At 69.6% G+C, this 22,233-nt stretch carries 12 protein-coding genes; 8 read left to right on the forward strand and 4 right to left on the reverse strand.

Translation table 11 applies throughout. The features are described 5' to 3' along the window. The first annotated feature begins 129 nt into the window (after positions 1-129). From AB0D66_RS26430 to AB0D66_RS26445, 4 genes are all read left to right on the forward strand, one after another. Positions 130-1,716, forward strand: coding sequence for an acyl-CoA carboxylase subunit beta (locus AB0D66_RS26430; protein WP_362308362.1), 1,587 nt, complete (start codon positions 130-132; stop codon positions 1,714-1,716). Between the two features lie 17 nt (positions 1,717-1,733). After that, positions 1,734-1,943 (forward strand): acyl-CoA carboxylase epsilon subunit, encoded by a 210-nt coding sequence (locus tag AB0D66_RS26435; protein WP_069921669.1) that lies wholly within the window; start codon positions 1,734-1,736, stop codon positions 1,941-1,943. Between the two features lie 91 nt (positions 1,944-2,034). Beyond that, positions 2,035-2,169: a hypothetical protein gene (locus tag AB0D66_RS26440; protein ID WP_279628689.1), complete on the forward strand. Its 135-nt coding sequence runs from the start codon at positions 2,035-2,037 to the stop codon at positions 2,167-2,169. Positions 2,170-2,213: 44 nt separating this feature from the next. After that, entirely contained in the window at positions 2,214-2,819 is a 606-nt protein-coding gene (locus AB0D66_RS26445) for a nucleoside triphosphate pyrophosphatase (protein WP_362308367.1), read from the forward strand. On the opposite strand, the gene AB0D66_RS26450 is transcribed toward AB0D66_RS26445, so the two are convergent. Beyond that, a complete protein-coding gene (locus AB0D66_RS26450; protein WP_362308370.1) occupies positions 2,800-3,273 on the reverse strand; it encodes a hypothetical protein in 474 nt (157 codons plus the stop codon). The genes AB0D66_RS26445 and AB0D66_RS26450 overlap by 20 nt on opposite strands. Positions 3,274-3,648: 375 nt before the next feature. On the opposite strand from AB0D66_RS26450, the gene AB0D66_RS26455 reads away from it, so the two are divergent. Continuing rightward, the gene (locus AB0D66_RS26455; RefSeq protein ID WP_362308373.1) at positions 3,649-5,412 is read left to right on the forward strand and encodes a biotin carboxylase N-terminal domain-containing protein; all 1,764 of its coding nucleotides are present in this window, start codon (positions 3,649-3,651) and stop codon (positions 5,410-5,412) included. A gap of 80 nt (positions 5,413-5,492) precedes the next feature. On the opposite strand, the gene AB0D66_RS26460 is transcribed toward AB0D66_RS26455, so the two are convergent. Further along, on the reverse strand, positions 5,493-10,418 hold the full coding sequence (locus AB0D66_RS26460) for an FG-GAP-like repeat-containing protein (RefSeq protein ID WP_362308376.1): 4,926 nt from the start codon (positions 10,416-10,418) through the stop codon (positions 5,493-5,495). Between the two features lie 478 nt (positions 10,419-10,896). Between AB0D66_RS26460 and AB0D66_RS26465 the strand changes: the two genes are divergently transcribed. Beyond that, complete coding sequence (locus AB0D66_RS26465; protein WP_362308379.1) at positions 10,897-17,610, forward strand: RHS repeat-associated core domain-containing protein; 6,714 nt, start codon at positions 10,897-10,899, stop codon at positions 17,608-17,610. A 371-nt stretch (positions 17,611-17,981) separates the two neighbouring features. On the opposite strand, the gene AB0D66_RS26470 is transcribed toward AB0D66_RS26465, so the two are convergent. Continuing rightward, complete coding sequence (locus tag AB0D66_RS26470; RefSeq protein WP_362308382.1) at positions 17,982-18,935, reverse strand: DeoR/GlpR family DNA-binding transcription regulator; 954 nt, start codon at positions 18,933-18,935, stop codon at positions 17,982-17,984. A gap of 176 nt (positions 18,936-19,111) precedes the next feature. Then, a complete protein-coding gene (locus tag AB0D66_RS26475; RefSeq protein ID WP_362308385.1) occupies positions 19,112-20,551 on the reverse strand; it encodes an NAD(P)H-quinone dehydrogenase in 1,440 nt (479 codons plus the stop codon). A gap of 245 nt (positions 20,552-20,796) precedes the next feature. Here AB0D66_RS26475 and AB0D66_RS26480 point away from each other — a divergent pair, with 245 nt between their 5' ends. Both AB0D66_RS26480 and AB0D66_RS26485 read left to right on the forward strand, forming a co-directional pair. Beyond that, on the forward strand, positions 20,797-21,234 hold the full coding sequence (locus AB0D66_RS26480) for a gamma-glutamylcyclotransferase (RefSeq protein WP_362308388.1): 438 nt from the start codon (positions 20,797-20,799) through the stop codon (positions 21,232-21,234). Positions 21,235-21,397: 163 nt separating this feature from the next. Further along, positions 21,398-22,204 (forward strand): purine-nucleoside phosphorylase, encoded by an 807-nt coding sequence (locus tag AB0D66_RS26485; protein WP_215148388.1) that lies wholly within the window; start codon positions 21,398-21,400, stop codon positions 22,202-22,204. Positions 22,205-22,233: the final 29 nt, after the last annotated feature.

Here is a 22,233-nt window from a genome sequence, read left to right on the forward strand (position 1 = left end):
AAGCCACATTAGGTGTGTCAAACGCCGCACTGCCGAGCGCCATGCCCGCCGATACGCTACGCACCAGTAGCCAGCAGTAGTCAATCAATTGACCAGGCAGTTGACACCACGCAGGGAGCCGCGACCCCGATGTCACAACCGTCAGAGCCGATCGACATGCACACCACCGCGGGCAAGATCGCGGATCTGCAGCGCCGCATCGACGAAGCCACCCACGCCGGATCCGCGCGTGCCGTGGAGAAGCAGCACGCCAAGGGCAAGCTGACGGCGCGTGAGCGGGTGGCCCTGCTGCTGGACGAAGGCTCCTTCGTCGAGCTGGACGAGTTCGCCCGGCACCGCTCCACCGCCTTCGGCCTGGAGAAGACCCGCCCGTACGGCGACGGCGTCGTCACCGGCTACGGCACGGTGGACGGCCGCCCGGTCGCCGTGTTCTCGCAGGACTTCACCGTCTTCGGCGGGGCCCTCGGCGAGGTCTACGGCCAGAAGATCATGAAGGTCATGGACTTCGCCCTGAAGACGGGCTGTCCGCTGGTCGGGATCAACGACTCCGGCGGCGCCCGCATCCAGGAGGGCGTGAGCGCCCTGGGCATGTACGGCGAGATCTTCCGCCGCAACGTCCACGCGTCGGGCGTGATCCCGCAGATCAGCCTGATCGTCGGGCCCTGTGCGGGCGGCGCCGTGTACTCGCCCGCCATCACCGACTTCACGGTCATGGTCGACCAGACCTCGCACATGTTCATCACCGGACCGGACGTCATCAAGACGGTCACCGGCGAGGACGTGGGCTTCGAGGAGCTGGGCGGGGCCCGGACGCACAACAGCACCTCCGGCGTCGCGCACCACATGGCGGGCGACGAGAAGGACGCCATCGAGTACGTGAAGTCGCTCCTGGCGTACCTGCCGTCGAACAACCTCTCCGAGCCGCCCGCCTTCCCCGAGGAGGCGGACACCGAGGTCGGCGACACCGACCGCGAGCTCGACGTGCTGATCCCGGACAGCGCGAACCAGCCGTACGACATGCACACCGTGATCGAGCACGTGCTCGACGACGCGGAGTTCCTGGAGACGCAGTCCCTCTTCGCGCCGAACATCCTGACCGGCTTCGGCCGGGTCGAGGGCCACCCCGTGGGCATCGTCGCCAACCAGCCGATGCAGTTCGCCGGCTGCCTGGACATCAACGCCTCCGAGAAGGCGGCGCGGTTCGTCCGGACGTGCGACGCCTTCAACATCCCGGTGCTGACGTTCGTGGACGTACCGGGCTTCCTGCCGGGCACGGACCAGGAGTACAACGGGATCATCCGGCGCGGCGCGAAGCTGATCTACGCGTACGCGGAGGCCACCGTCCCCCTGATCACCGTCATCACCCGCAAGGCCTTCGGCGGCGCGTACGACGTCATGGGCTCCAAGCACCTCGGCGCGGACCTGAACCTGGCCTGGCCGACCGCGCAGATCGCCGTCATGGGAGCGCAGGGCGCCGTGAACATCCTGCACCGCCGCACCATCGCGGAGGCGGATGATGTGGAGGAGACCCGGGCGCGGCTCATCGCCGAGTACGAGGACACGCTGCTGAACCCGTACACGGCCGCCGAGCGCGGTTACATCGACGCGGTGACCATGCCGTCCGAGACCCGGGCGCACGTGGTGAAGGGGCTGAGGCAGCTGCGCACCAAGCGGGAGTCCCTGCCGCCCAAGAAGCACGGCAACATCCCCCTCTAGCCCTCCAGGAGGTCTCTGTGGTGATCAAGGTCGTCAAGGGCAATCCGACCGCGGAGGAGCTGGCCGCCGCACTGGCGGTGGTCCAAGCGCGCGCGGCGGCACTGGCTTCGGTGCCGCCGGGCGCGCCCCGGGTGGCGGACGAGTGGTCGGCGCCCGCCCGGGTGGCGCGCCGCCGGCTGCCGCAGCCGGGGCCGCGCGCGTGGGGCCGTACGTACTGGCCCGGATAGGTCCTCGAAGCGGAATATGGCGCGAACGGACGGTGGCGCCTGAGTACCCGTACTCAGGCGCCACTCCCCGTCCCGGGGACAGGATCGGGGCATGCTCTGGTCCGACCCTGAGAACGAGCCGCCGAAGGACATGCGCGACGCGCAGGCGATGATCCGGCGGATGACGGTGGTGCTCGCCCTCGCCATGCTCGTGGGCGTCTACGTGCTGGGCGTGGGCCACTTCTGAGCCGCCTGGCCGGGCTCCCCCGCGGCGCCCCTACGATGGCGGGCATGACTGCCGAACCGCGCCCGCTCGTCCTCGCCTCCGCCTCCCCCGCCCGGCTGAACCTGCTGCGGCAGGCCGGGCTCGCCCCGCACGTGATCGTCAGCGGCTTCGACGAGGACACGCTGGAGCACGACGAGCCGGCCGAGCTGGCCCTGGCCCTGGCCGAGGCGAAGGCGGGGGTGGTGGCGGCCCTGGAGGAGGCCGCGGGCGCCCTGGTGATCGGCTGCGACTCGGTGCTGGAGCTGGACGGCGAGGCGCTGGGCAAGCCGGCGGACGCCGCGGAGGCCACGGCCCGCTGGAAGGCCATGCGCGGGCGGGCGGGCATCCTGCGCACCGGGCACTGCGTGATCGACACGGTCAGCGGCCGTCAGGTCTCGGCGACGGCCTCCACGACGGTGCGCTTCGGCGAGCCGACGGACGCGGAGGTCGCCGCGTACGTCGCGAGCGGCGAGCCGCTGCACGTGGCCGGCGCGTTCACCCTGGACGGGCTGTCGGCGCCGTTCATCGAGGGCATCGACGGGGACCACGGCAACGTGATCGGGCTGTCGCTGCCCTTGCTGCGCTCGCTGCTCGGCGAACTGGGTGTATCCATCACGGATTTGTGGGCCTGAGCTCCCCGAGCGGCGGCGGGGCGTCCTGGGGGCCGGCCGGGGCGTCCTTCTGGCCCGCCGGCCGCGGGGCTGGGTAGAGCACCAGGGTGAGCACCAGCAGGCACAGGATCAGCGAGGTGGCCGCGAAGGCGCCCCAGCCGACGAGGACGACGGCGAGGACGCCCAGCACGCCGTGGGTGACGGCGGCCGTGATGAGCACGACGCGGGCGAAGCCGCCCGGTGCGCGGTCGCGTACGGCCGCCAGGGCGGCGAGCACGGCACACAGCACGAGGAAGGCCCCCATGCCCGCGCCGAGGACGTAGGTTGCCTTGGACATGACATCCGGATCGCTGCCCGCGATGGACATCGACTGGTTGGCCGTGGTCCGGCCCAGCACGATGTGGACGAACACGAGCACGACCGCTTCCGCCACCAGTACGATCGCGGCCAGTCCGGCCACGAGTCTTCGCAGCACGATTCCCCCACCCCCCACGCGTCACAAGCCTGTTCGACGCCAGGAGGCTACTAACGGGTAAACGTGCGGACAAGGGGGGCGGGCCGCTTCGTTACGGGAGCGGCCGCGCACAGCGATCACACGGAGAACGTGTGGGCCGTTCGTAGGGACTCGACAAAGAATCACCCGGGGCCGCTGACCGGCATGACAGAGACCCGGGCTGTAATACGGGGTTACTGTGCAGTCGGGGATCCCCCTGACCTGGGGCGCCACAAGGGTTCCCCGGTGGAGCGGGCCTCGAATCACACTCTGTGTGGGCAAGCTCACCACCGGGGAAGGGTCGTAAGGCCGTGTGGGCTGTCCCTAAACTCAGCTTGTTTCAAGGAGGGAGCCATCGTGCGCAAGGTGCTCATCGCCAACCGTGGCGAAATCGCTGTCCGCGTTGCTCGGGCCTGCCGGGACGCCGGGATCGCGAGCGTAGCCGTCTACGCCGATCCGGACCGGGACGCTCTGCACGTCCGCGCGGCAGACGAAGCTTTCGCGTTGGGCGGTGACACCCCGGCCGCCAGCTACCTGGACATCTCCAAGGTCCTCCAGGCCGCAGCCGATTCCGGCGCGGACGCCATCCATCCCGGATACGGCTTCCTCTCCGAGAACGCCGAATTCGCGCAGGCCGTGCTCGACGCCGGCCTGACCTGGATCGGCCCGCCGCCGCAGGCCATCCGCGACCTGGGTGACAAGGTCGCCGCCCGCCACATCGCCCAGCGCGCCGGCGCGCCGCTGGTCGCCGGCACCCCGGACCCGGTCTCCGGGTCCGACGAGGTCGTCGCCTTCGCCAAGGAGCACGGCCTGCCCATCGCCATCAAGGCGGCCTTCGGCGGCGGCGGCCGCGGCCTCAAGGTCGCCCGCACCCTCGAAGAGGTGCCGGAGCTCTACGACTCCGCCGTCCGCGAGGCCGTCGCCGCCTTCGGCCGCGGCGAGTGCTTCGTCGAGCGCTACCTCGACAAGCCGCGGCACGTCGAGACCCAGTGCCTGGCCGACAGCCACGGCAACGTGGTCGTCGTCTCCACCCGCGACTGCTCCCTGCAGCGCCGCCACCAGAAGCTGGTCGAGGAGGCCCCCGCGCCGTTCCTCACCGACGCCCAGAACGCGGAGCTGTACGCCGCCTCCAAGGCGATCCTGAAGGAGGCCGGCTACGTCGGCGCCGGCACGGTCGAGTTCCTCGTCTCCGCCGACGGCCTGATCTCCTTCCTGGAGGTCAACACCCGCCTGCAGGTCGAGCACCCGGTGACCGAGGAGGTCTCCGGCATCGACCTGGTCCGGGAGATGTTCCGCATCGCCGACGGCGAGGAGCTGGGCTACGGGGACCCCGTCCTGCGCGGCCACTCCATCGAGTTCCGCATCAACGGCGAGGACCCGGGCCGCGGCTTCCTGCCGGCGCCGGGAACCGTGACGAAGTTCGCCCCGCCCTCCGGTCCGGGCGTCCGCCTCGACGCGGGCGTGGAGTCCGGCTCGGTCATCGGCCCGGCCTGGGACTCCCTCCTCGCCAAGCTGATCATCACCGGCGCCACCCGCGAGCAGGCGCTCCAGCGCGCCGCCCGCGCCCTCGCCGAGTTCGAGATCGAGGGCATGGCCACCGCCCTCCCGTTCCACCGCGCCGTCGTCACCGACCCGGCCTTCGCCCCCGCCGACGGGAACCCGTTCACCGTCTACACCCGGTGGATCGAGACCGAGTTCGTCAACGAGATCCCGGCGTTCGCGGCCCCGGCCGCGGAGGACACCGAGGACGAGCCGGGCCGCGAGACGGTGGTCGTCGAGGTCGGCGGCAAGCGCCTCGAGGTCTCGCTGCCGTCGTCCCTGGGCATGACCCTGGCCCGCACGGCCGCCGCGGGCGGCGCCAAGCCCAAGCGGCGCGCGGCGAAGAAGTCCGGCCCGGCCGCTTCCGGCGACACCCTGGCATCCCCGATGCAGGGCACGATCGTCAAGGTCGCGGTCGAGGAGGGCCAGCGGGTCGAGGAGGGCGAGCTGATCGTCGTACTCGAGGCCATGAAGATGGAGCAGCCCCTCAACGCCCACCGCGCGGGCACGATCGTCGGCCTGACGGCCGAGGTCGGCGCGTCCCTCACCTCGGGCGCGGCGATCTGCGAGATCAAGGACTGACGTCCGCGGCTGCCCGCACGACGCAAGCGGCCCCCAGGACCCGTTCGGGTCCTGGGGGCCGCGTCATGTGCGGGGTCGGGCTACCAGGTGCCCGCCGGCGCCTCCCAGCTCCTCAGGTGGTCGTTGAAGCCACCGTCGGGACGGGCCTTGAACGTGTAGGCCAAGGTCCCGCCGTTGGAGGTGTTGTACATGACCGAGACGTCGTCGCGGCCGTCCTTGTCCGTGTCGCCGGAGACCAGGTTGCCGAGGTTGAACGCGAACCACCCCGCCGGACGGGTCCAGCTCACGAAGTCCTCGTTGACCCCGCCGTCGGGCTTGCCCGTCAGCGTGAACAGGGCCGAGCGGCCGACGCCGTAGTCGAACATGATGGCGGCGTCGGCACGGCCGTCGCCGTTGTAGTCGCCCGAGGTGAGCTTGCTGGCGCTGTACGACCAGTCACCCGGCTTGCGGTTCCACGACTTCACGGGGTCCGCGAAGCCGCCGTCGGGCTTGCCGAGCAGCGTGTACGCCGCCACGGATCCGTCGCCGTAGCCGTACAGGGCGAGGATGTCGTCCCGGCCGTCGCCGTTGAAGTCGCCCGCGACCTGCTTCGACTCGTTCCAGTACCAGGCGCCGTTGCCGGAGCGCCAGCTGCCGAAGGAGGCGTTGAACGTGCCGTCCGGCTTGGACAGGAAGGTGTGGGCGCCGGTCGAGCCGCCGTGGTCGTAGAACATGGCCACGTCATCGCGGCCGTCGCCGTTGAAGTCACCGGCGACCGGCTTCGCCTTGAAGGCGTCCCAGTTGCCCGCGCCGACGTAGGCACTGCGCGGCAGGGACTTGAAGGTCCCGTCCGCCTGGCCGAGGAAGGTGAACAGGCCGTTGGCGCCGTCGCCGTCGCCGTAGTCGTACAGCGCGGCCAGGTCGTCGCGGCCGTCGGCGTTGAAGTCGCCGGCGACCCACTGCGCGCTGCCGGCGTTGAAGTTGCCGACGCCGCTGTTGAAGGCGAGGACGGGCGCCATGAAGCCGCCGCCCGCGTTGGCGGGCAGGACGTAGAGCGCGGTGGTGCCGCTGCCGAAGTCGTACACGGTGGCCATGTCGGAGCGGCCGTCGCCGTTGAAGTCACCGGCCAGGTCGTTGCGCAGGTGGGCGGTGCGGTCGCCCGGCTTGTGTTCGACGGTGGCGCCGGTGGTGCGGTTGTGCCGGATGTAGCCGCCCTTGAAGTCCTCGCGGGGGCCGCCGGCGACGTCGTACTCGTCGGACTGCGGGTAGCCCAGGAAGCTCTTCTCGGCGCCCAGGCTCAGCCACTTCTGGCGGATGGCACCGCGCACGGACCAGGCCTTCTGGGTCTCGGTCGTCCAGTAGATGGAAGCGGTGTCGTACGTCTCCTTGCGGTGCCGGAAGTGGTTGTAGCGGCCGATGCCGTCGGAGTGGTTGACCTCGTCGGTGGTCGGGTAGCCGAGCCAGCCGCCGGGGCCGCCGGTCGCGAGGTACTTGCTGTAGATGGTGCCGTGGAGGGACCAGGGGCCCGTCTCGGGCGCCCAGTAGATGGCGCCGTTGCCGCCGGAACCGGTGAAGGTGGAGAACCAGCCGACCTGGTCGAAGGTGAGGTTCTCGTCGGAGGTCGGGTAGCCGAGGAAGCTCTTCTCGGCGCCGAGCGACATCCACTTCTGGCGGATGGCGTTCATGGTCAGCCAGGCACCGGTGCTCGGGTGCCAGTAGATCGAGGCGTTGTCGCTGGCGGCACCGTTCGTGCGCAGGTGCACGAACCGGCCGCCGTCAGCCGTCTCGGTGACGTTGCCCGAGGGCTTGCCGAAGTGCGTGACACCGCCCTTGGCCTTGAACTTGGCCAGGATCGGACCGCACAGCTTGACCTGGGCGGTGGACGTCGCGGAGTCGACGTACGCGCACTCGCTCCAGGGCGTGCCGCTCACGGCGACCTGAACGGCCGAACCGAAGACGGATCCGTCGAGCGACTGGCGGCCGGGGTACTTGTTGACGACGCCGCTGCCGTTGCGCGACCACAGGTCGGCGAAGCCGTCCTTCTCGAAGTCGCCGAGGCTGGCCAGGTGCGGGAACGCGGTGCCGGTGAAACCGGTGGCGATGGCGCTCGTGCGGACGGCGGGGTCGCCGTACACCGTCAGGTCGAGGGCGGCCGGTGACGCGCTGTCGGTGGCCTTGCGGCTGGTGTACTGGTGGATCTTGCCGGTGGTCTTGTCGCGGGCCCAGATCTCCGGCAGCGTGTCGCCGTTGAGGTCGCCGGGGGCGATCAGGGTCATGTTCTGCCAGTCGGCGTTGCCGAGCGGGACGGGCGGCAGGTTGCGCGGCAGCAGGCTGGCCCCACCGGTACCGAAGTACAGCCAGAGGGTGCCGTTCTCCTTCACCAGCATGTCGGGGTGGTCGTCCTCCCCGATCTTCCCGTCCAGGTTGTCGTCGTTGACGCTGCCGATGGCCAGCGCCTGCTGGGCCTGGGCCCAGTGGACGTTGTTGCGTGCCGTCAGCTCGATCCGGTGGGCCTCGGGGTCTTGGAGGGTACCGTCACCGGCGCCCCGGTAGACGTACAGCTTGTTGGTGGTGGGGTCCTCCGAGGGCCGCAGTACGACGAGGTCCTCGTAGTAGTCCTCGCCGAAGCTCCCCCACTGGCTCAGCGAGACGGCGTTGGCGAAGTTGCCCTTCTCGACCAGCCGGGGCTCGCCGAAGGTGCCGTTGCCCTTGCCCGGCACCATCCACAGGCGGCCCGATCCCGGGTCCACGCTCCAGATGTCGATGATGCCGTCGCCGTTGAGGTCACCGTGCTTGTCGCGCTCGGCCTTGCGCTTGGCGTAGAAGTGGTACGGCTTCACGTCCGAGCGGTTGCCCGCGGCGTCGAGGCTCCGGACGTAGAGGGCGTGCGGACCGGCCGCGTTCGGGGTGTACTTGATCTGTGCCGCACCGTTGGCCGCCGCGGTCACCGTACGGACGGTCGGGTCGCCCGCCGTGTACCACTGGTACTGGGTGACGTCGGTGACCCCGCCGTTGCTCAGGGCGAAGGTGCCCTCGGTGCGCGCGTAGGCGGTGTTGACGTCGTCGTTCTCGGGGAACTGGGCCGAGGTGACGCCCGGCAGCGCACTGGGGCGGCTGCGGTCGATGGAGAACAGGCACTGGCCGGCCCAGGGGCCCGCGCCGGCCTCGTCGAGACCGCGCACGTCCCACCGGTAGGAGTTGCCGGGGAGCTCGCTGAGCGGGATCCGCACGAGGGCGACACCGCCACTGGCGACGTCGATCTTGGGCGCCTTCAGGGTGCCGTAGTCGTCGGCGTTCCAGTAGTGGAACTCGGCCTTCAGGCCGTTGTCCTCGGCGTCGCTGATGCGGGCGCGCAGCTCGACCATGTCGGTCTTGCCGATCACACCGCCCTGGCAGGCCACTTCCGGCTGCATCGAGCGGTCGGTCGGGGCGTTCGGCAGGGTGTTGTACCGGGTCGAGATGCGGGCGCTGTCCGGGTTCATCTTGCGCCAGGAGACGTCGACCGTGTCGTTGGAGGACTTCAGGCCCATGGTCCAGGCGGGCCAGTTCCAGCGGGCGGCGTCGCCGACCGCGGAGGTCACGTCCAGTTCCAGCAGGGAGCCGTCACTGGTGCAGTTGCGGCCGCCGTAGGACTGGCTGGAGGAGTCGACCATGCGCTTCCAGGCCGGCTGGTTGTTCCAGCTGGTGTTCCCGTTGATGCTGTCGGTGTCCCAGATCTGGATGTCACCGGACTGGCAGTTCCAGGAACCCGCGTGCCGCTGCTGGATGCGGAAGGTGGCGTCGAGGATCTGCTTGCCGGCCAGGTCGCCCATGCCGATCTGGAAGAACGTCTTCGCGCAGACCACCGCGTAGCCGTAGTCCCGGTCCTTCGCACAGCCGACGCGGGCGTCGTTGCTGAGGTTGCCGCCGTTCCAGTACGAGTTGCCCGCCGAGCCGGCGATCCCGTTGTGCTTGTAGGCGAGCGCCCAGGCCGACTTCCAGTCGTCCCGCCACTTGGGGTCGATGACGACCGGGAACTTGGTGTCCGGCGCCGTCAGGAGCTTGCGGTCCGTGGTGAGGGTGAGCTTGTCGCCCTTGAGGTCGACGCCCAGGTCGGCCTCCTTGCTGCGCAGGGCGATGCCGTCGACGGCGGCCGTCCGCTCTTCGGCCAGGGGGGCGGGCGCGCCCGCCGCCGGGGCGGCCTCGGCGGCCGCGGAGGGCTTGAGCGCCGACTCCGAGAACGACTTGGCCGCGCTCGCCGGGATGGCGGGCGCGGGCTGGTCCGCGCTGGAGTCCCACATCTGCGGCTTGACGGAGGTGAACAGGGGCTGGCCCGCGGAGTCGAGGGCCTTCAGCTCGCCGTTCTGCTCCTTGCGCAGGGTGACGCCGTTGCCCTTGAGGCCGAAGTCGAGGGAGGCGAGCGCCGGATTGGCCGCGGCCTCCCGGGTCTTCACGATGAGCTGGTGCGAGAAGCCGGTCGCGTCCGCGGCGACCCGCAGGTCGACGCCCTTGAGGACTTCGGCGTACGTGGCGCTGTTGCCGTCCAGCGTGGGCGCGGGCAGCGGCTTCGGCCAGGTGAGGGTGAGGTCCCGGCCGTCCTTGCGCATGGTGACGAGCGGGGCGTTGCCGCCGCCGGAGAAGGTGAGCTCGCTGCGGGTCGCCTTGGGGGCGACCCGCCCGTCCTTCAGCTTCTGCAGGCCCGTGTCCAGGGGGACCAGCTTGCCGCTGCGGTAGACCCGCGTGGGGACCAGCGACTGCTCGGCGGTGAAGGATCCGTCCGGGTTGGCCCAGATCTCCTCGTTCTCCGTGCGCTTGGAGGTGATCTCCACGCGCTTGCCGGTGCGCTTGGCCTCGGCGCCCGCCTTGGCCGTGGCCTCCGCCTCGGTGGGCGCGGCAGCCTTGGGCTTCTCGGCGACGGGCGCCGCGGCCGCCGGCACCGCGGCCGCGCTGCCGATCAGGGTGGCGACCAGGGCGGTCGCCAGGGTGAGTACCGGTGCCCTGCGGGAGGGCGGGCCGGCGACGCGCGGACGCGTCGGGAAGGGTCTCACTGACTGAGTCCTCGGGGTCGGTTCCGACGGCCCCCTCACGGAAGCGGCCGAAAGAAATCGGTGGACCTCTCCGCCCTGGGGGCCGGTTTTCGGCCTTTCTCAGCGACAGGTCACAGGTGTTCGATTGATTTGTAGCAGCCGAACCGACCAAAGTCCGAAGCGATGTGCGTTTTGATCGCGAACCCCCCGCGGCGCATTATCAGACGCTCTTGCGGAATGCCAAATTCCGAATTTTCCATTCCACTTAGCCCACTGACCTGCATCGACACGGGATCCCTTACCGCGCCGGGAATCCGCCCCTTTTTCGGTGAGCGGCGCCTCCACTGTTAGGTTCAGCGCGATTATCCATAGCGCAGAAGCCTGTGAATCCGCGCTTCCAGACTGGAGTGTTCGAATTTTGAGACGATCCCAGGCGCACGTGATGCGTGCGCCTTTGAGGCGTGTCTGGCGGTGGCCGATACCTGTCCTCGGCCTCGCCATGCTGACCACGGGGCTGACCGCGATCGACGCGGCGGCCGCCGGGCCCGCGCTGCCCGGCAACCAGAAGCTGACCAAGGTCACCGGCGAGTCCGTCAAGGGCAAGCCCGCCCCCGGTCCTGCCGAGTCGCAGACGAAGGCCTGGAAGGGCGCCCCGAAGATCGCGTGGCCCGCGGCGGGCTCCGCCGAGATCACGCTGCCCAACACCCCCGCGGCGCCGGCCACTTCGCTGAAGTCGGCCGCCGCCGGGGCGTTCGCGCTGCCGGCGCGCGAGGCGGGCGTGGCCGGTCAGCCGGTCAAGGCGGGCAAGCTCCCCGTGTCGGTCGCCTCCGCGGACCTCACCAAGTCGCCCGCCGCCGCCCAGCGGTCGGCTGCTGCCGGGGCTCCGGCCGCCGATGCCCCCGCCGACGACGTCAAGGTGAAGGTCGCCCTGCACGACCAGGCCACCGCCGAGCGCGCCGGCCTGACGAGCAGCCTGCTCCTCTCGGTCGAACGCACCGACACGGGCGCCTCGGCCGCTCCCGTCTCGGTGGAGCTCGACTACGCCGCCTTCAAGAACGCCTACGGCGGCAGCTGGGGCTCCCGGCTCCGCTTCACCGCGATCCCGACCTGTGCGCTGACCACCCCGCAGAAGCCCGAATGCCAGGGCAGCACGCCGGTCACCACGAGGAACGACGCGGAGACCGGCAAGCTCGTCGCCACCTTCGACGCCCCGGCCAAGTCCGCCGCGGCACCGAAGGCCGCGGGCAAGTCGTTCCTGAAGGCCCCGGCCCTCGCGGGCCTGGCCTCCGTGGCCGCCGCCCCCGCCTCCGGCGGGATGACCCTGGCCGCCTCCCCGGGCGCCGACGGCGCGAACGGCACGTACAAGGCCACCTCGCTGAACCCGTCGGGTTCCTGGCAGGCCGGCGGTTCGGCGGGCGACTTCTCCTGGTCCTACCCGCTGGAGATCCCCGCCTCCCTCGGCGGCCCGAGCCCGTCGCTCTCGCTGGGCTACTCGAGCTCCCAGATCGACGGCCGCACCAGCGCCGCGGCCCAGCAGACCTCGTGGGTCGGCGACGGCTGGGACCTGGCCTCGAACTACATCGAGCGGGGCTACGTCCCGTGCAGCCAGGACAAGCGCAAGGACTCCGGGTACAACAACCCGAAGGACGACACGGGCGACCTCTGCCACGGCGCTCCGATGGTCACCATGTCCCTCAACGGCGGCTCCACGCCGCTCGTCCTGGACGACGCCACCAAGAAGTGGCGCCCGGCCAAGGACGACGGCTCGAAGATCGAGCTGCTCCAGGGCGCGCAGAACGGTGACAAGGAGGGTGACCACTGGCGGTTCACCAACCCCCAGGGCATCCAGTTCTACTTCGGTCTGAACCGGGTCCCCGGCTGGAGCACGGGCAAGCCCGTCACCAAGTCCGCCTGGAACGTGCCCGTCTACGGCAACCACCCGGGCGAGCCCTGCTACACCGCGACGTTCGCCGACGCGGTCTGCGACCAGACGTACCGCTGGAACCTCGACTACGTCGTGGACCCGCGCGGCAACGCGATGACGTACTGGTACGAGAAGGAGGTCAACCACTACGGATCGAACTACAAGATCGCGGGTGGTTCGACCGCCCGCGCGTACGACCGCTCCGGCTGGCTGGACCACATCTCCTACGGCCTGCGCAGCGACAACCTGTTCGCCAGTGCGCCGGCGCAGGTGAACTTCAAGGTCGAAGAGCGCTGCATCAAGACGGACACCTTCGACTGCGCGGAAGCGAAGCTGAAGCCGGAGGTCGCCTGGGAGATCGCCAAGGAGTGGCCCGACACCCCGGGCGACCAGCTGTGCGCCAGCGGTGAGGAGTGCAAGGGACGGTTCACCCCGACCTTCTTCTCCCGCAAGCGGCTCACCGAGGTCAGCACCTCCGTCTGGAACGGCACCGCACCCAAGGCGGTCGACACCTGGACGCTGAAGCAGTCCTTCCCGGCGACCGGTGACGGCACGGACTACCCGCTGTGGCTCGCCGAGATCAAGCACTACGGCAAGAACGGCGCACCGCTCGACCTGCCCGCGGTCAAGTTCCGCGGCAAGCAGCTCGACAACCGCGTGGACGGCCAGGGCGACGGCAAGCCGCCCTACCGCCGCTACCGGATCGAGGCGATCGACACCGAGACCGGCTCGACGATCCTGGCGCACTACAAGGACAACCAGTGCCGGGCGGCGGACCCGCGCGTGATGCCGGCCTCCCCGGAGGCCAACACCCTGCGCTGCTACCCGGTGGTCTCCGAGCTGGCGGATCCCACCGATCCCGCGCACGAGCGGAAGATCTACTCCACCGACTGGTTCCACAAGCACGTCGTGGACTGGGTCCAGGAGGACGACCGCAACGGCAACTCGCCGTCGCGGCGCACCGAGTACGAGTTCCTCGGCGACCCGGCGTGGGCGTTCGACGACGAGACCGAGATGATGCGTCCCAAGACGCGCACCTGGTCCCAGTGGCGCGGCTACGAGCGGGTCCGGACCTTCATCGGCCAGGCCCCGGACAAGCGCTCCCAGACGGAGACGCTGTTCTTCCGCGGCCTCGACGGAGACCGGGCGACGCCCGCGGGCGGCGCCCGTTCGGTCAAGGTCAAGGACTCCGAGGGCATCGAGATGGCGGACCACCGCCTCTACGCCGGCCAGACCCGCGAGGTCCTGGCGTACAACGGCGAGGGCGGCGCGCTCGAGGCGGCCACGACGTACACCCCGTGGCTGCACGGCCCGACGGCGACCCGCCTGCGCAAGGGCGAGACGACCGCCGAGGACATCGAGCCCCAGCAGGCGTACGTCCAGCAGACGACGGGCGTCAACTCCCGCATCCTGCTGTCGGACGGCCGCGGCTGGCGCCGTACGGCGATGACCACCAAGTACGACGCCCGCGGCCTCGCCGAATGGGTGTCGAACCGCGGTGACGTCGCCGACCCGTCCGACGACAGCTGCTCGCGCTACTGGTACGACCAGGACGAGACCCGCTGGATCATCGCCCGCCAGAAGCGGGTGGAGACGGTCGCGAAGGCCTGTGACGCCACCGGCGTGCAGAGGCCGGCGGACGTGACGTCGGACGCCCGGATGACATACGACTCCGCGGGCAACCTCCAGTCCACCGAGACGCTGACCGGATACTCCGGCGGCAATCCGGTCTACCAGGTCGACGGTAGCGCGACCTTCGACGCGTATGGCCGCCCGAAGACCACCACGGATGTCTTCGGCAAGACCACACAGCTGGACTACACCCCGGCGTCAGGCCAGATCGTCACCAAGGTCGTCACCACCAACCACTTGGGACACTCCCAGACCACGGAGACCGACCAGGGTCGAGGCTCGATCCTGGCGAAGCAGGACGCCAACGGTCGCCGCCAGGTGATGGAGTACGACTCCCTCGGCCGTCTGTCGAAGGTGTGGTCCCCGTCCCGCAACCCGGCGAACAAGTCGCCGAACGGCATGTTCTCGTACGACGTCCGCACCGACGGTCCGGTCGTCATCACGAATAAGGCCCTGCTGGACGACGGCACCTACCGCACCAGCTACGACATCTACGACAGCAGCCTGCGCATCCGCCAGACCCAGATGGAGGCCCTGGGCGGTGGCCGGGTCATCTCGGACACCTTCTACAACAGCCTCGGCCAGGTCTGGAAGAGCAACGGCGCCTACTACACGGCCGGCACGGCCTCCGGGGTCCAGTTCGCCCCGAAGGACAACGAGGTCCCGTCCTCGACGATGACCCAGTACGACGGGTCCGGCCGCTCGATCGCCCAGATCTCGCGCAAGTTCGGCGAGGAGACGTCGCGCACGACGACGTCGTACGGCGGCGACAACATCACGGTCGACCCCCCGAAGGGCGAAACCCCGACCCGTGCCTTCCTGGACGGCGCGGGCCGCAAGACGGAGCTCCGCTTCTTCAGGTCGGACTCCCCGACGGGCGCGTACGACAAGACGACGTACGCGTACAACCAGCGCGGAGCGCTGGAGTCGGTCGTCAACCAAGCGGGCGACAAGTGGGGCTTCGAGTACGACATCCGCGGTCGCCAGACCAAGCAGACGGACCCTGACAAGGGGACGTCGACGATGACGTACGGGCAGGGTGACCGTCTGGCCACCATGACCGATGCCCGCGGCAAGGTGGTAGCTCCCGAGTACGACTCCCTCGGCCGCACCATCGCCATGCACGAAGGCTCCGCGACTGGCCCGAAGCTGACCTCGGCCACGTACGACACCCTGCCGGGTGCCCTCGGTCTTCCGGTGGCATCAACTCGGTACGTGGACGGTAAGGCTTACACCCAGGAAGTCACGGGCTACGACACCGAGTACCGACCGACCGGTTCCAAGATCACGATTCCGTCCTCGGAAGGCGCTCTGGCCGGTACGTACGAGTACACGACCGGTTACCGGCCCAACACGGGTCTGACGGAGTGGACGGAGCAGCCGGCCGTGGCCGGGTTGCCCATCGAGCTCACCGAGATGCAGTACAACCACTTCGAACTGCCCACGATGATGAGCATCGAGGGCAAGACGTTCGTCGACAAGGTCGACTACTCGCCGATGGGCGACGTGCTCCGCACCTACACGGGACCGGCCTTGTCGCAGGTCTACACGACGAGCTACTACGACGAACAGACGCGCCGACTCACCCGGACGGTCAACAGCCAGGAGAGGTCGCCGGGGGCGATCAACGACACGACGTTCAAGTACGACGACGTCGGCAACATCCTCAAGATCAGCGACAAGGAGGGCGCCTCCCCCACTGCCGACGTACAGTGCTTCGCGTACGACTACCTGCGCCGGATGAACGAGGCCTGGACCGCGACGGACGACTGCGCGACGCAGCCGAACGCGTCCGGCCCCGGTTCCAAGCCCAAGGTCGGCGGCCCGAACCCGTACTGGAGCTCGTACAGCTTCGACGCGGCGGGCAATCGCACGAAGGACATCCAGCATTCCCCGACCGGTGACCTCACCAAGGATGTCACCCGAAGCTACACCTACGGCACTCCGGGGCAGCCGGCTGCCAACGCTCTGAAGAAGGTGGACACCACCGGTCCCGGTGGCACCCGCACCGAGACGTACACCTATGACGCCGCGGGCAACACGAAGACCCGGACCGTCCAGGGCGCTACTCAGACCCTGGACTGGAATGGCGCGGGTCAGCTGGAAAAGGTCACGAAGGGGACCGAATCCAGCGCCTTCGTCTATGGCGCTGACGGGCGCCGTCTGATCAAGCGGGACAAGACGGGCACCACGCTCTATCTGCCGGGCACCGAGGTCAAGTTGACGGCGGCGGGCAAGCTCGAGGGCACGCGTTACTACGCCCACCCATCCGGCCCGACGATGGTCAAGACGGCCAAGGACGGCGTCACCACGACGTCGTACCTGATGGGCGACCAGAACGGCACGGCGACGACCGCGGTCGACGCGAAGACGGGCGCGGTCACCCGCCGGAAGTTCAACCCGTTCGGCGAGGTCCGCGGCACAGCCCCCTCGGTGTGGCCGGGCAAGAAGGGGTTCGTCGGCGGAGAGGTCGACGAAATCACGGGCACGGTCCATCTGGGTGCACGCGAATACGATCCGGCTACTGGGCGATTCCTGTCGGTCGATCCCGTCGTCGACTACAACGAGCCCAAGCAGCAGAACCCCTACGTCTACGCGAACAACTCGCCGGTGACATTCAGCGACCCCACTGGTCTGTCGATCGCGCCTCCCACGATGCCGATCAAGGACTTCACGGACGCGGAGGCCGCGTGGGCCAACATGATTCAGGGCAAGAGCGCCCTGGACATCGCGCTCGAGATCGCGATGGGCATCCTGAAGGACGCCTCTGGCTACAACGACATCCGCGACTGCCTCGGCGGCTCGTGGGGAGCCTGCGCCGGCCTCGCTCTGGATGCCGCATTGCCCTTTGCCGGCCGCGCAAAGCGCATCATCAAGGCACTGGACCGGGCCTGGGAGGCCTTCAACAGCTGGTCGCATAAGCTCGCTCTGGCACGCGATATTCTCAGGCGGGTTGAGAGCTACAACCAGGCGATGGCCAAGTACGCCGAAGATCTGGCGGAGTGGAAGCGCCAGGTAGAGGAAGCCGCCGAACGCGCGAGAAAGCTCTTGGAAGAAGCTGCGGCAAAACGAAGAGCCGCCCAGGAGGCAGCAGCCGCAGCAGCCAAGAAGGCCGACGAGGCCAAGGCCACGGCTGCCCGGCAGGGCAAGGCATCCGCAGGGAAGGCAAAGAACACCGACAGCGGCGGCAAGGTATCGAAGTCCTCTGAGGCGCGCAAAGCCGATGCGCCGAAGAAGGAGAATTCAAGAAACGACGGCGGCGGGTCGACGGACGGCGGCGCATCGGAGTCCGGCGAAGGTAAAGCACGTTTCAGTGTGGGGTCGAATGGCACTGCCGAAGACCTGGCGAATCCCCTCCCCGAGAGGGGCGGGTATGTACCCATGCCAAAACTCGACGGCGGAACCGCTCCGCAGCTCGGTAAGGAAATCTGGGGTAACAGCGACCCTGCCGATTTGATTGGGAAACGCTCACCGGAGAAGCTCCGCGAGTTGGCCAGCAAGGCTGACGCAGAGAAGCTCCAGGACTTCTATACTGGCGCCGCAAACGCAAATAAGGGCGGCGCCGCAAATCGCGGAAAAGTGAACAGCCGATCCCCAGTGAATACGGCGAAGAATCGTGTAATACTCCTGCAAGAAATCATCGACGCCTGGAGCTGAGATAAAATCGAAAGCACAACCGTAGATATTAAACTAGCGGCAGCCGAAGGGCCCACACGGATCACCTTCGAGCCCGGCGGAATGGCCTTCGAACTTGAAGCCGACGACTACATTTCATTGCGACTCGACTGCGCTTCGGTTTCCACTATCGAGATCCACAGTTGGTCAAATGGGATGTCCGTTTGGCTCCCCTACCCAGGGGAGTCGGACTACATCATTCTCGACGCCGAGGGGCAAGAGCTGATTCGGCTGTGGTGAGCCGGATGCACATTCACCGCAAGTAATCCGGACTCCTCGCAACCCTTCAACCGCAGCACCGGAAAGTCCCGCCGACGAGCAGTCGGCGGGACTTTCTTCCATACACGGGACCCCTACCGCCGCCGCATGTCCGCCACCCTCGCCCGTTCTCGTTCGCCCGGGTCCGACAGGGGGGACGCGCTGCGGAGTTGGGCCGTGGGGCCGCCTCGGCGTTGGACCGGGAGGGGGGAGTCGCGGCGGGGGCGGCGGCCGCCCATGCCGTCCAGGCCGCCGGAGGCGGCGGCCGCGGCGCCCGCCACCGTGATCTGGACGCCCTGGTCCGCCAGGGCCTGGAGCTCCGTGGCCGCGCGGTCGTCGTGGGGTGGGGGCTCGTCCGTGACCAGGCGGGTCATCACGTCCGTCGGCACCGTCTGGAACATGGTGTCCGTGCCGAGCTTCGTGTGGTCCGCCAGGACGACCACCTCCGCCGCCGCCTGGACCAGCGCCCGGTCCACGCTCGCGCTGAGCATGTTGGACGTGGACAGGCCGCGCTCGGCCGTGAGGCCGCTGCCCGAGAGGAAGGCGCGGGAGACCCGCAGGCCCTGCAGGGACTGTTCCGCACCGCTGCCCACGAGGGCGTAGTTGGACCCGCGGAGGGTGCCGCCGGTCATGACGACCTCCACCCGGTTGGCATGGGCCAGCGCCTGGGCGACCAGGAGGGAGTTGGTCACCACGGTGAGGCCGGGCACCCGGGCGAGCCGGCGGGCCAGCTCCTGGGTCGTGGTGCCCGCGCCGACGACGACGGCCTCGCCCTCTTCGACGAGGGAGGCCGCGACATCGGCGATGGCGGTCTTCTCCGCCGTCGCGAGATGGGACTTTTGCGGAAAGCCGGATTCACGGGTGAAACCGCCCGGCAGCACCGCACCGCCATGCCGGCGGTCGAGGAGTCCTTCTGCCTCCAGTGCCCGCACGTCCCGCCGTACGGTCACTTCGGAGGTCTGGACGACGCGGGCGAGCTCACGGAGCGAAACCGCTCCGTTGGCACGCACCATTTCGAGGATCAATTGGCGACGTTCTGCAGCGAACACGAAACTGACAGTAACCCCAACGACCGTCTGGTTTCAGCTCCTTGCGCCGGAATACCGAAGTTGTCCATATGGCGGGGCGACTAGTGGTATACGCGGGCCGAGGCGTGGGTGAACAGTGCGCGGCACGGCGGGGCACCGCCCCAACCGCCTTGCGGGACAAGGCGGTTGGGGGTGGATCAGGCCTCCGCGTCCAGCTTCCGCGTGTGCAGCTGGCGGGCCACCTCGGCGATCGAACCCGACAGGGAGGGGTACACGGTGAACGCGTTTGCGATCTGCTCGACCGTCAGGTTGTTGTCGACGGCGATCGAGATGGGGTGGATGAGCTCGCTCGCGCGCGGGGCGACGACCACGCCGCCGACCACGATGCCCGTGCCCGGGCGGCAGAACATCTTCACGAAGCCGTCCCGGATGCCCTGCATCTTGGCGCGCGGGTTGCGCAGCAGCGGCAGCTTCACCACGCGGGCGTCGATCTTGCCGGCGTCCACGTCGGCCTGGGTGTAGCCGACGGTCGCGATCTCCGGGTCGGTGAACACGTTCGAGGAGACCGTCTTCAGGTTCAGCGGGGCCACCGCGTCGCCCAGGAAGTGGTACATCGCGATGCGGCCCTGCATGGCCGCCACGGAGGCCAGCGCGAAGATGCCGGTGACGTCGCCCGCGGCGTACACGCCGGGCGCGGAGGTGCGCGAGACCTTGTCCGTCCAGATGTGCCCGGAGTCCTTGAGCCGGACCCCGGACTCCTCCAGGTTCATGTCCTTGGTGTTCGGGATCGCGCCGACCGCCATCAGGCAGTGCGTGCCGGTCAGCACCCGGCCGTCCGAGAGCGTGACCTCGACCCGGTCGCCGACGCGCTTGGCGGACTCGGCGCGGGAGCGGCCGATGACGTTCATGCCGCGGCGCCGGAACACGTCCTCGAGGACGGCGGCCGCGTCGGGGTCCTCGCCCGGCAGCACGCGGTCGCGGGAGGAGACCAGCGTGACCCGGGAGCCGAGGGCCTGGTACGCGCCGGCGAACTCGGCGCCGGTGACGCCGGAGCCGACCACGATGAGCTCCTCGGGGAGCTCGTCCAGGTCGTAGACCTGGGTCCAGTTCAGGATGCGCTCGCCGTCGGGCTGGGCGTCGGGGATCTCGCGGGGGTGGCCGCCGGTCGCGATCAGCACGGCCTCGGCGGTCAGGATCGTCTCGGTGCCGTCGGCGGCCGTGACGATGACGTCCCGGGTGCCGTCGATGCCCTGCGGGCCGCCGAGCTTGGCGCGGCCCCGTACGACGCGGGCGCCGGCCCGGGTGACGGAGGCGGTGATGTCGTGCGACTGGGCGAGGGCGAGGCGCTTGACGCGCCGGTTCACCTTGCCGAGGTCCACGCCGACGACGCGGGCGGCCTGCTCGATGTGCGGGGTGTCGTCCGCGACGACGATGCCGAGCTCCTCGTACGACGAGTCGAAGGTCGTCATGACCTCGGCGGTCGCGATGAGGGTCTTGGAGGGTACGCAGTCGGTCAGGACCGAGGCCCCGCCGAGGCCGTCGCAGTCCACGACGGTCACCTCCGCGCCGAGCTGGGCCCCCACCAGGGCCGCCTCATACCCGCCGGGTCCGCCGCCGATGATCACGATCCGGGTCACGAAAAGTCCGCCTCACGTCTACCCGGCCGGCTGCCGCCCCGGCCGGTGTTCCGGGGGGTCTCCCCGGGGGATGCATTCCGTGCCCCATTGTCCCGCACGCTTCAAGGTGCTTCGCGCACGGTCCCGCCATCCGGGACGGGGACCCCGCGCCCGGCCGGGACGGGGACCCCGCGCCCAGCCGCGACCTGGACCGCGCGCCCGGCCGGGAGCGCGGTCACGGTCACCCCTCCCGTACCCTCGACCCCATGTCGCTCTACGCCGCGTACGCCGGCAACCTCGACCCGCGGCTGATGACGCGCCGCGCACCCCATTCGCCGCTGCGCGGCACGGGCTGGATCAACGACTGGCGGCTGACCTTCGGCGGCGAGCAGATGGGCTGGGAGGGCGCGCTCGCGACGGTCGTCGAAGCCCCGCGCCACCAGGTCTTCGTCGCCCTCTACGACATCGCCCCGCTCGACGAGGACTCGATGGACCGCTGGGAGGGCGTCGGGCTCGACATCTACCGCCGGATGCGGGTGCGCGTGCACACGCTGGACGGCGAGGAGGCGGCCTGGGTGTACGTCCTGAACGGCTACGAGGGCGGCCTGCCCTCGGCGCGCTACCTGGGCGAGATCGCCGACGCCGCCGAGTCCGCGGGCGCCCCGCACGACTACGTGATGGAACTCCGCAAGCGTCCCTGCTGAGCGGCCGGGGGCCCTCGCCGGGCGGTTCCGGGCCCGCCACGGCCCTCCACGGCCCGCCACGACCCGCCCGGGGACGATTCGGTGGAAACGACAAGGCAACGATCCGAACACCGTGAGCTGTGCCATCTACGCGCGTAGGCAATGAGCGGCTACGCTCTTCCGCGTGAACGCATCTGTTACCGACCCCTTCGCCGCCGCCGACGCCGCAGCCGCCCGCCTCCGCGAGCTGACCGGCGCGGAATCCCACGATGTCGCCCTCGTGATGGGCTCCGGCTGGGCTCCCGCCGCAGAGGCGCTCGGCGCCCCCGAGGCCGAGTTCCCGGTCACCGAGCTGCCCGGCTTCCCGCCCCCCGCCGTCGAGGGCCACGGCGGCAAGATCCGCTCGTACAAGATCGGCGACAAGCGCGCGCTGCTCTTCCTCGGCCGGACCCACTACTACGAGGGCCGCGGCGTCGCCGCCGTCGCCCACGGTGTGCGCACCGCCGTCGCCGCCGGCTGCAAGACCGTCGTCCTCACCAACGGCTGCGGCGGTCTGCGCGAGGGCATGAAGCCCGGCCAGCCGGTCCTGATCAGCGACCACCTGAACCTGACGGCCACCTCGCCGATCGTCGGCGCGAACTTCGTGGACCTGACCGACCTGTACTCGCCGCGACTGCGCGCGATGTGCAAGGAGATCGACGAGACCCTCGAAGAGGGCGTCTACGTGCAGTTCCCCGGCCCGCACTACGAGACCCCGGCCGAGATCAACATGATCCGCGTCATGGGCGCCGACCTGGTCGGCATGTCCACCGTGCTCGAGGCCATCGCCGCCCGCGAGGCCGGCGCCGAGGTGCTGGGCATCTCCCTGGTCACCAACCTGGCGGCGGGCATCTCCGGCGAGCCGCTCAACCACGAAGAGGTGCTCCAGGCCGGCCGTGACTCGGCCGCGCGCATGGGCAAGCTGCTGACCCAGGTCCTCGCCCGCATCTGAGAGGGCACAGGCACCGGCACCGTACGAGA

The organism is Streptomyces sp. NPDC048270, from assembly GCF_040652335.1.
In the GTDB taxonomy this organism is placed as follows: Bacteria; Actinomycetota; Actinomycetes; order Streptomycetales; family Streptomycetaceae; genus Streptomyces.

Coding starts and splice junctions, on each gene's coding strand:
- AB0D66_RS26445 (WP_362308367.1), top strand. CDS start 2,214: ATGACTGCCGAACCGCGCCCGCTCGTCCTCGCCTCCGCCTCCCCCGCC.
- AB0D66_RS26440 (WP_279628689.1), top strand. CDS start 2,035: ATGCTCTGGTCCGACCCTGAGAACGAGCCGCCGAAGGACATGCGCGAC.
- AB0D66_RS26465 (WP_362308379.1), top strand. CDS start 10,897: ATGCTGACCACGGGGCTGACCGCGATCGACGCGGCGGCCGCCGGGCCC.
- AB0D66_RS26430 (WP_362308362.1), top strand. CDS start 130: ATGTCACAACCGTCAGAGCCGATCGACATGCACACCACCGCGGGCAAG.
- AB0D66_RS26480 (WP_362308388.1), top strand. CDS start 20,797: ATGTCGCTCTACGCCGCGTACGCCGGCAACCTCGACCCGCGGCTGATG.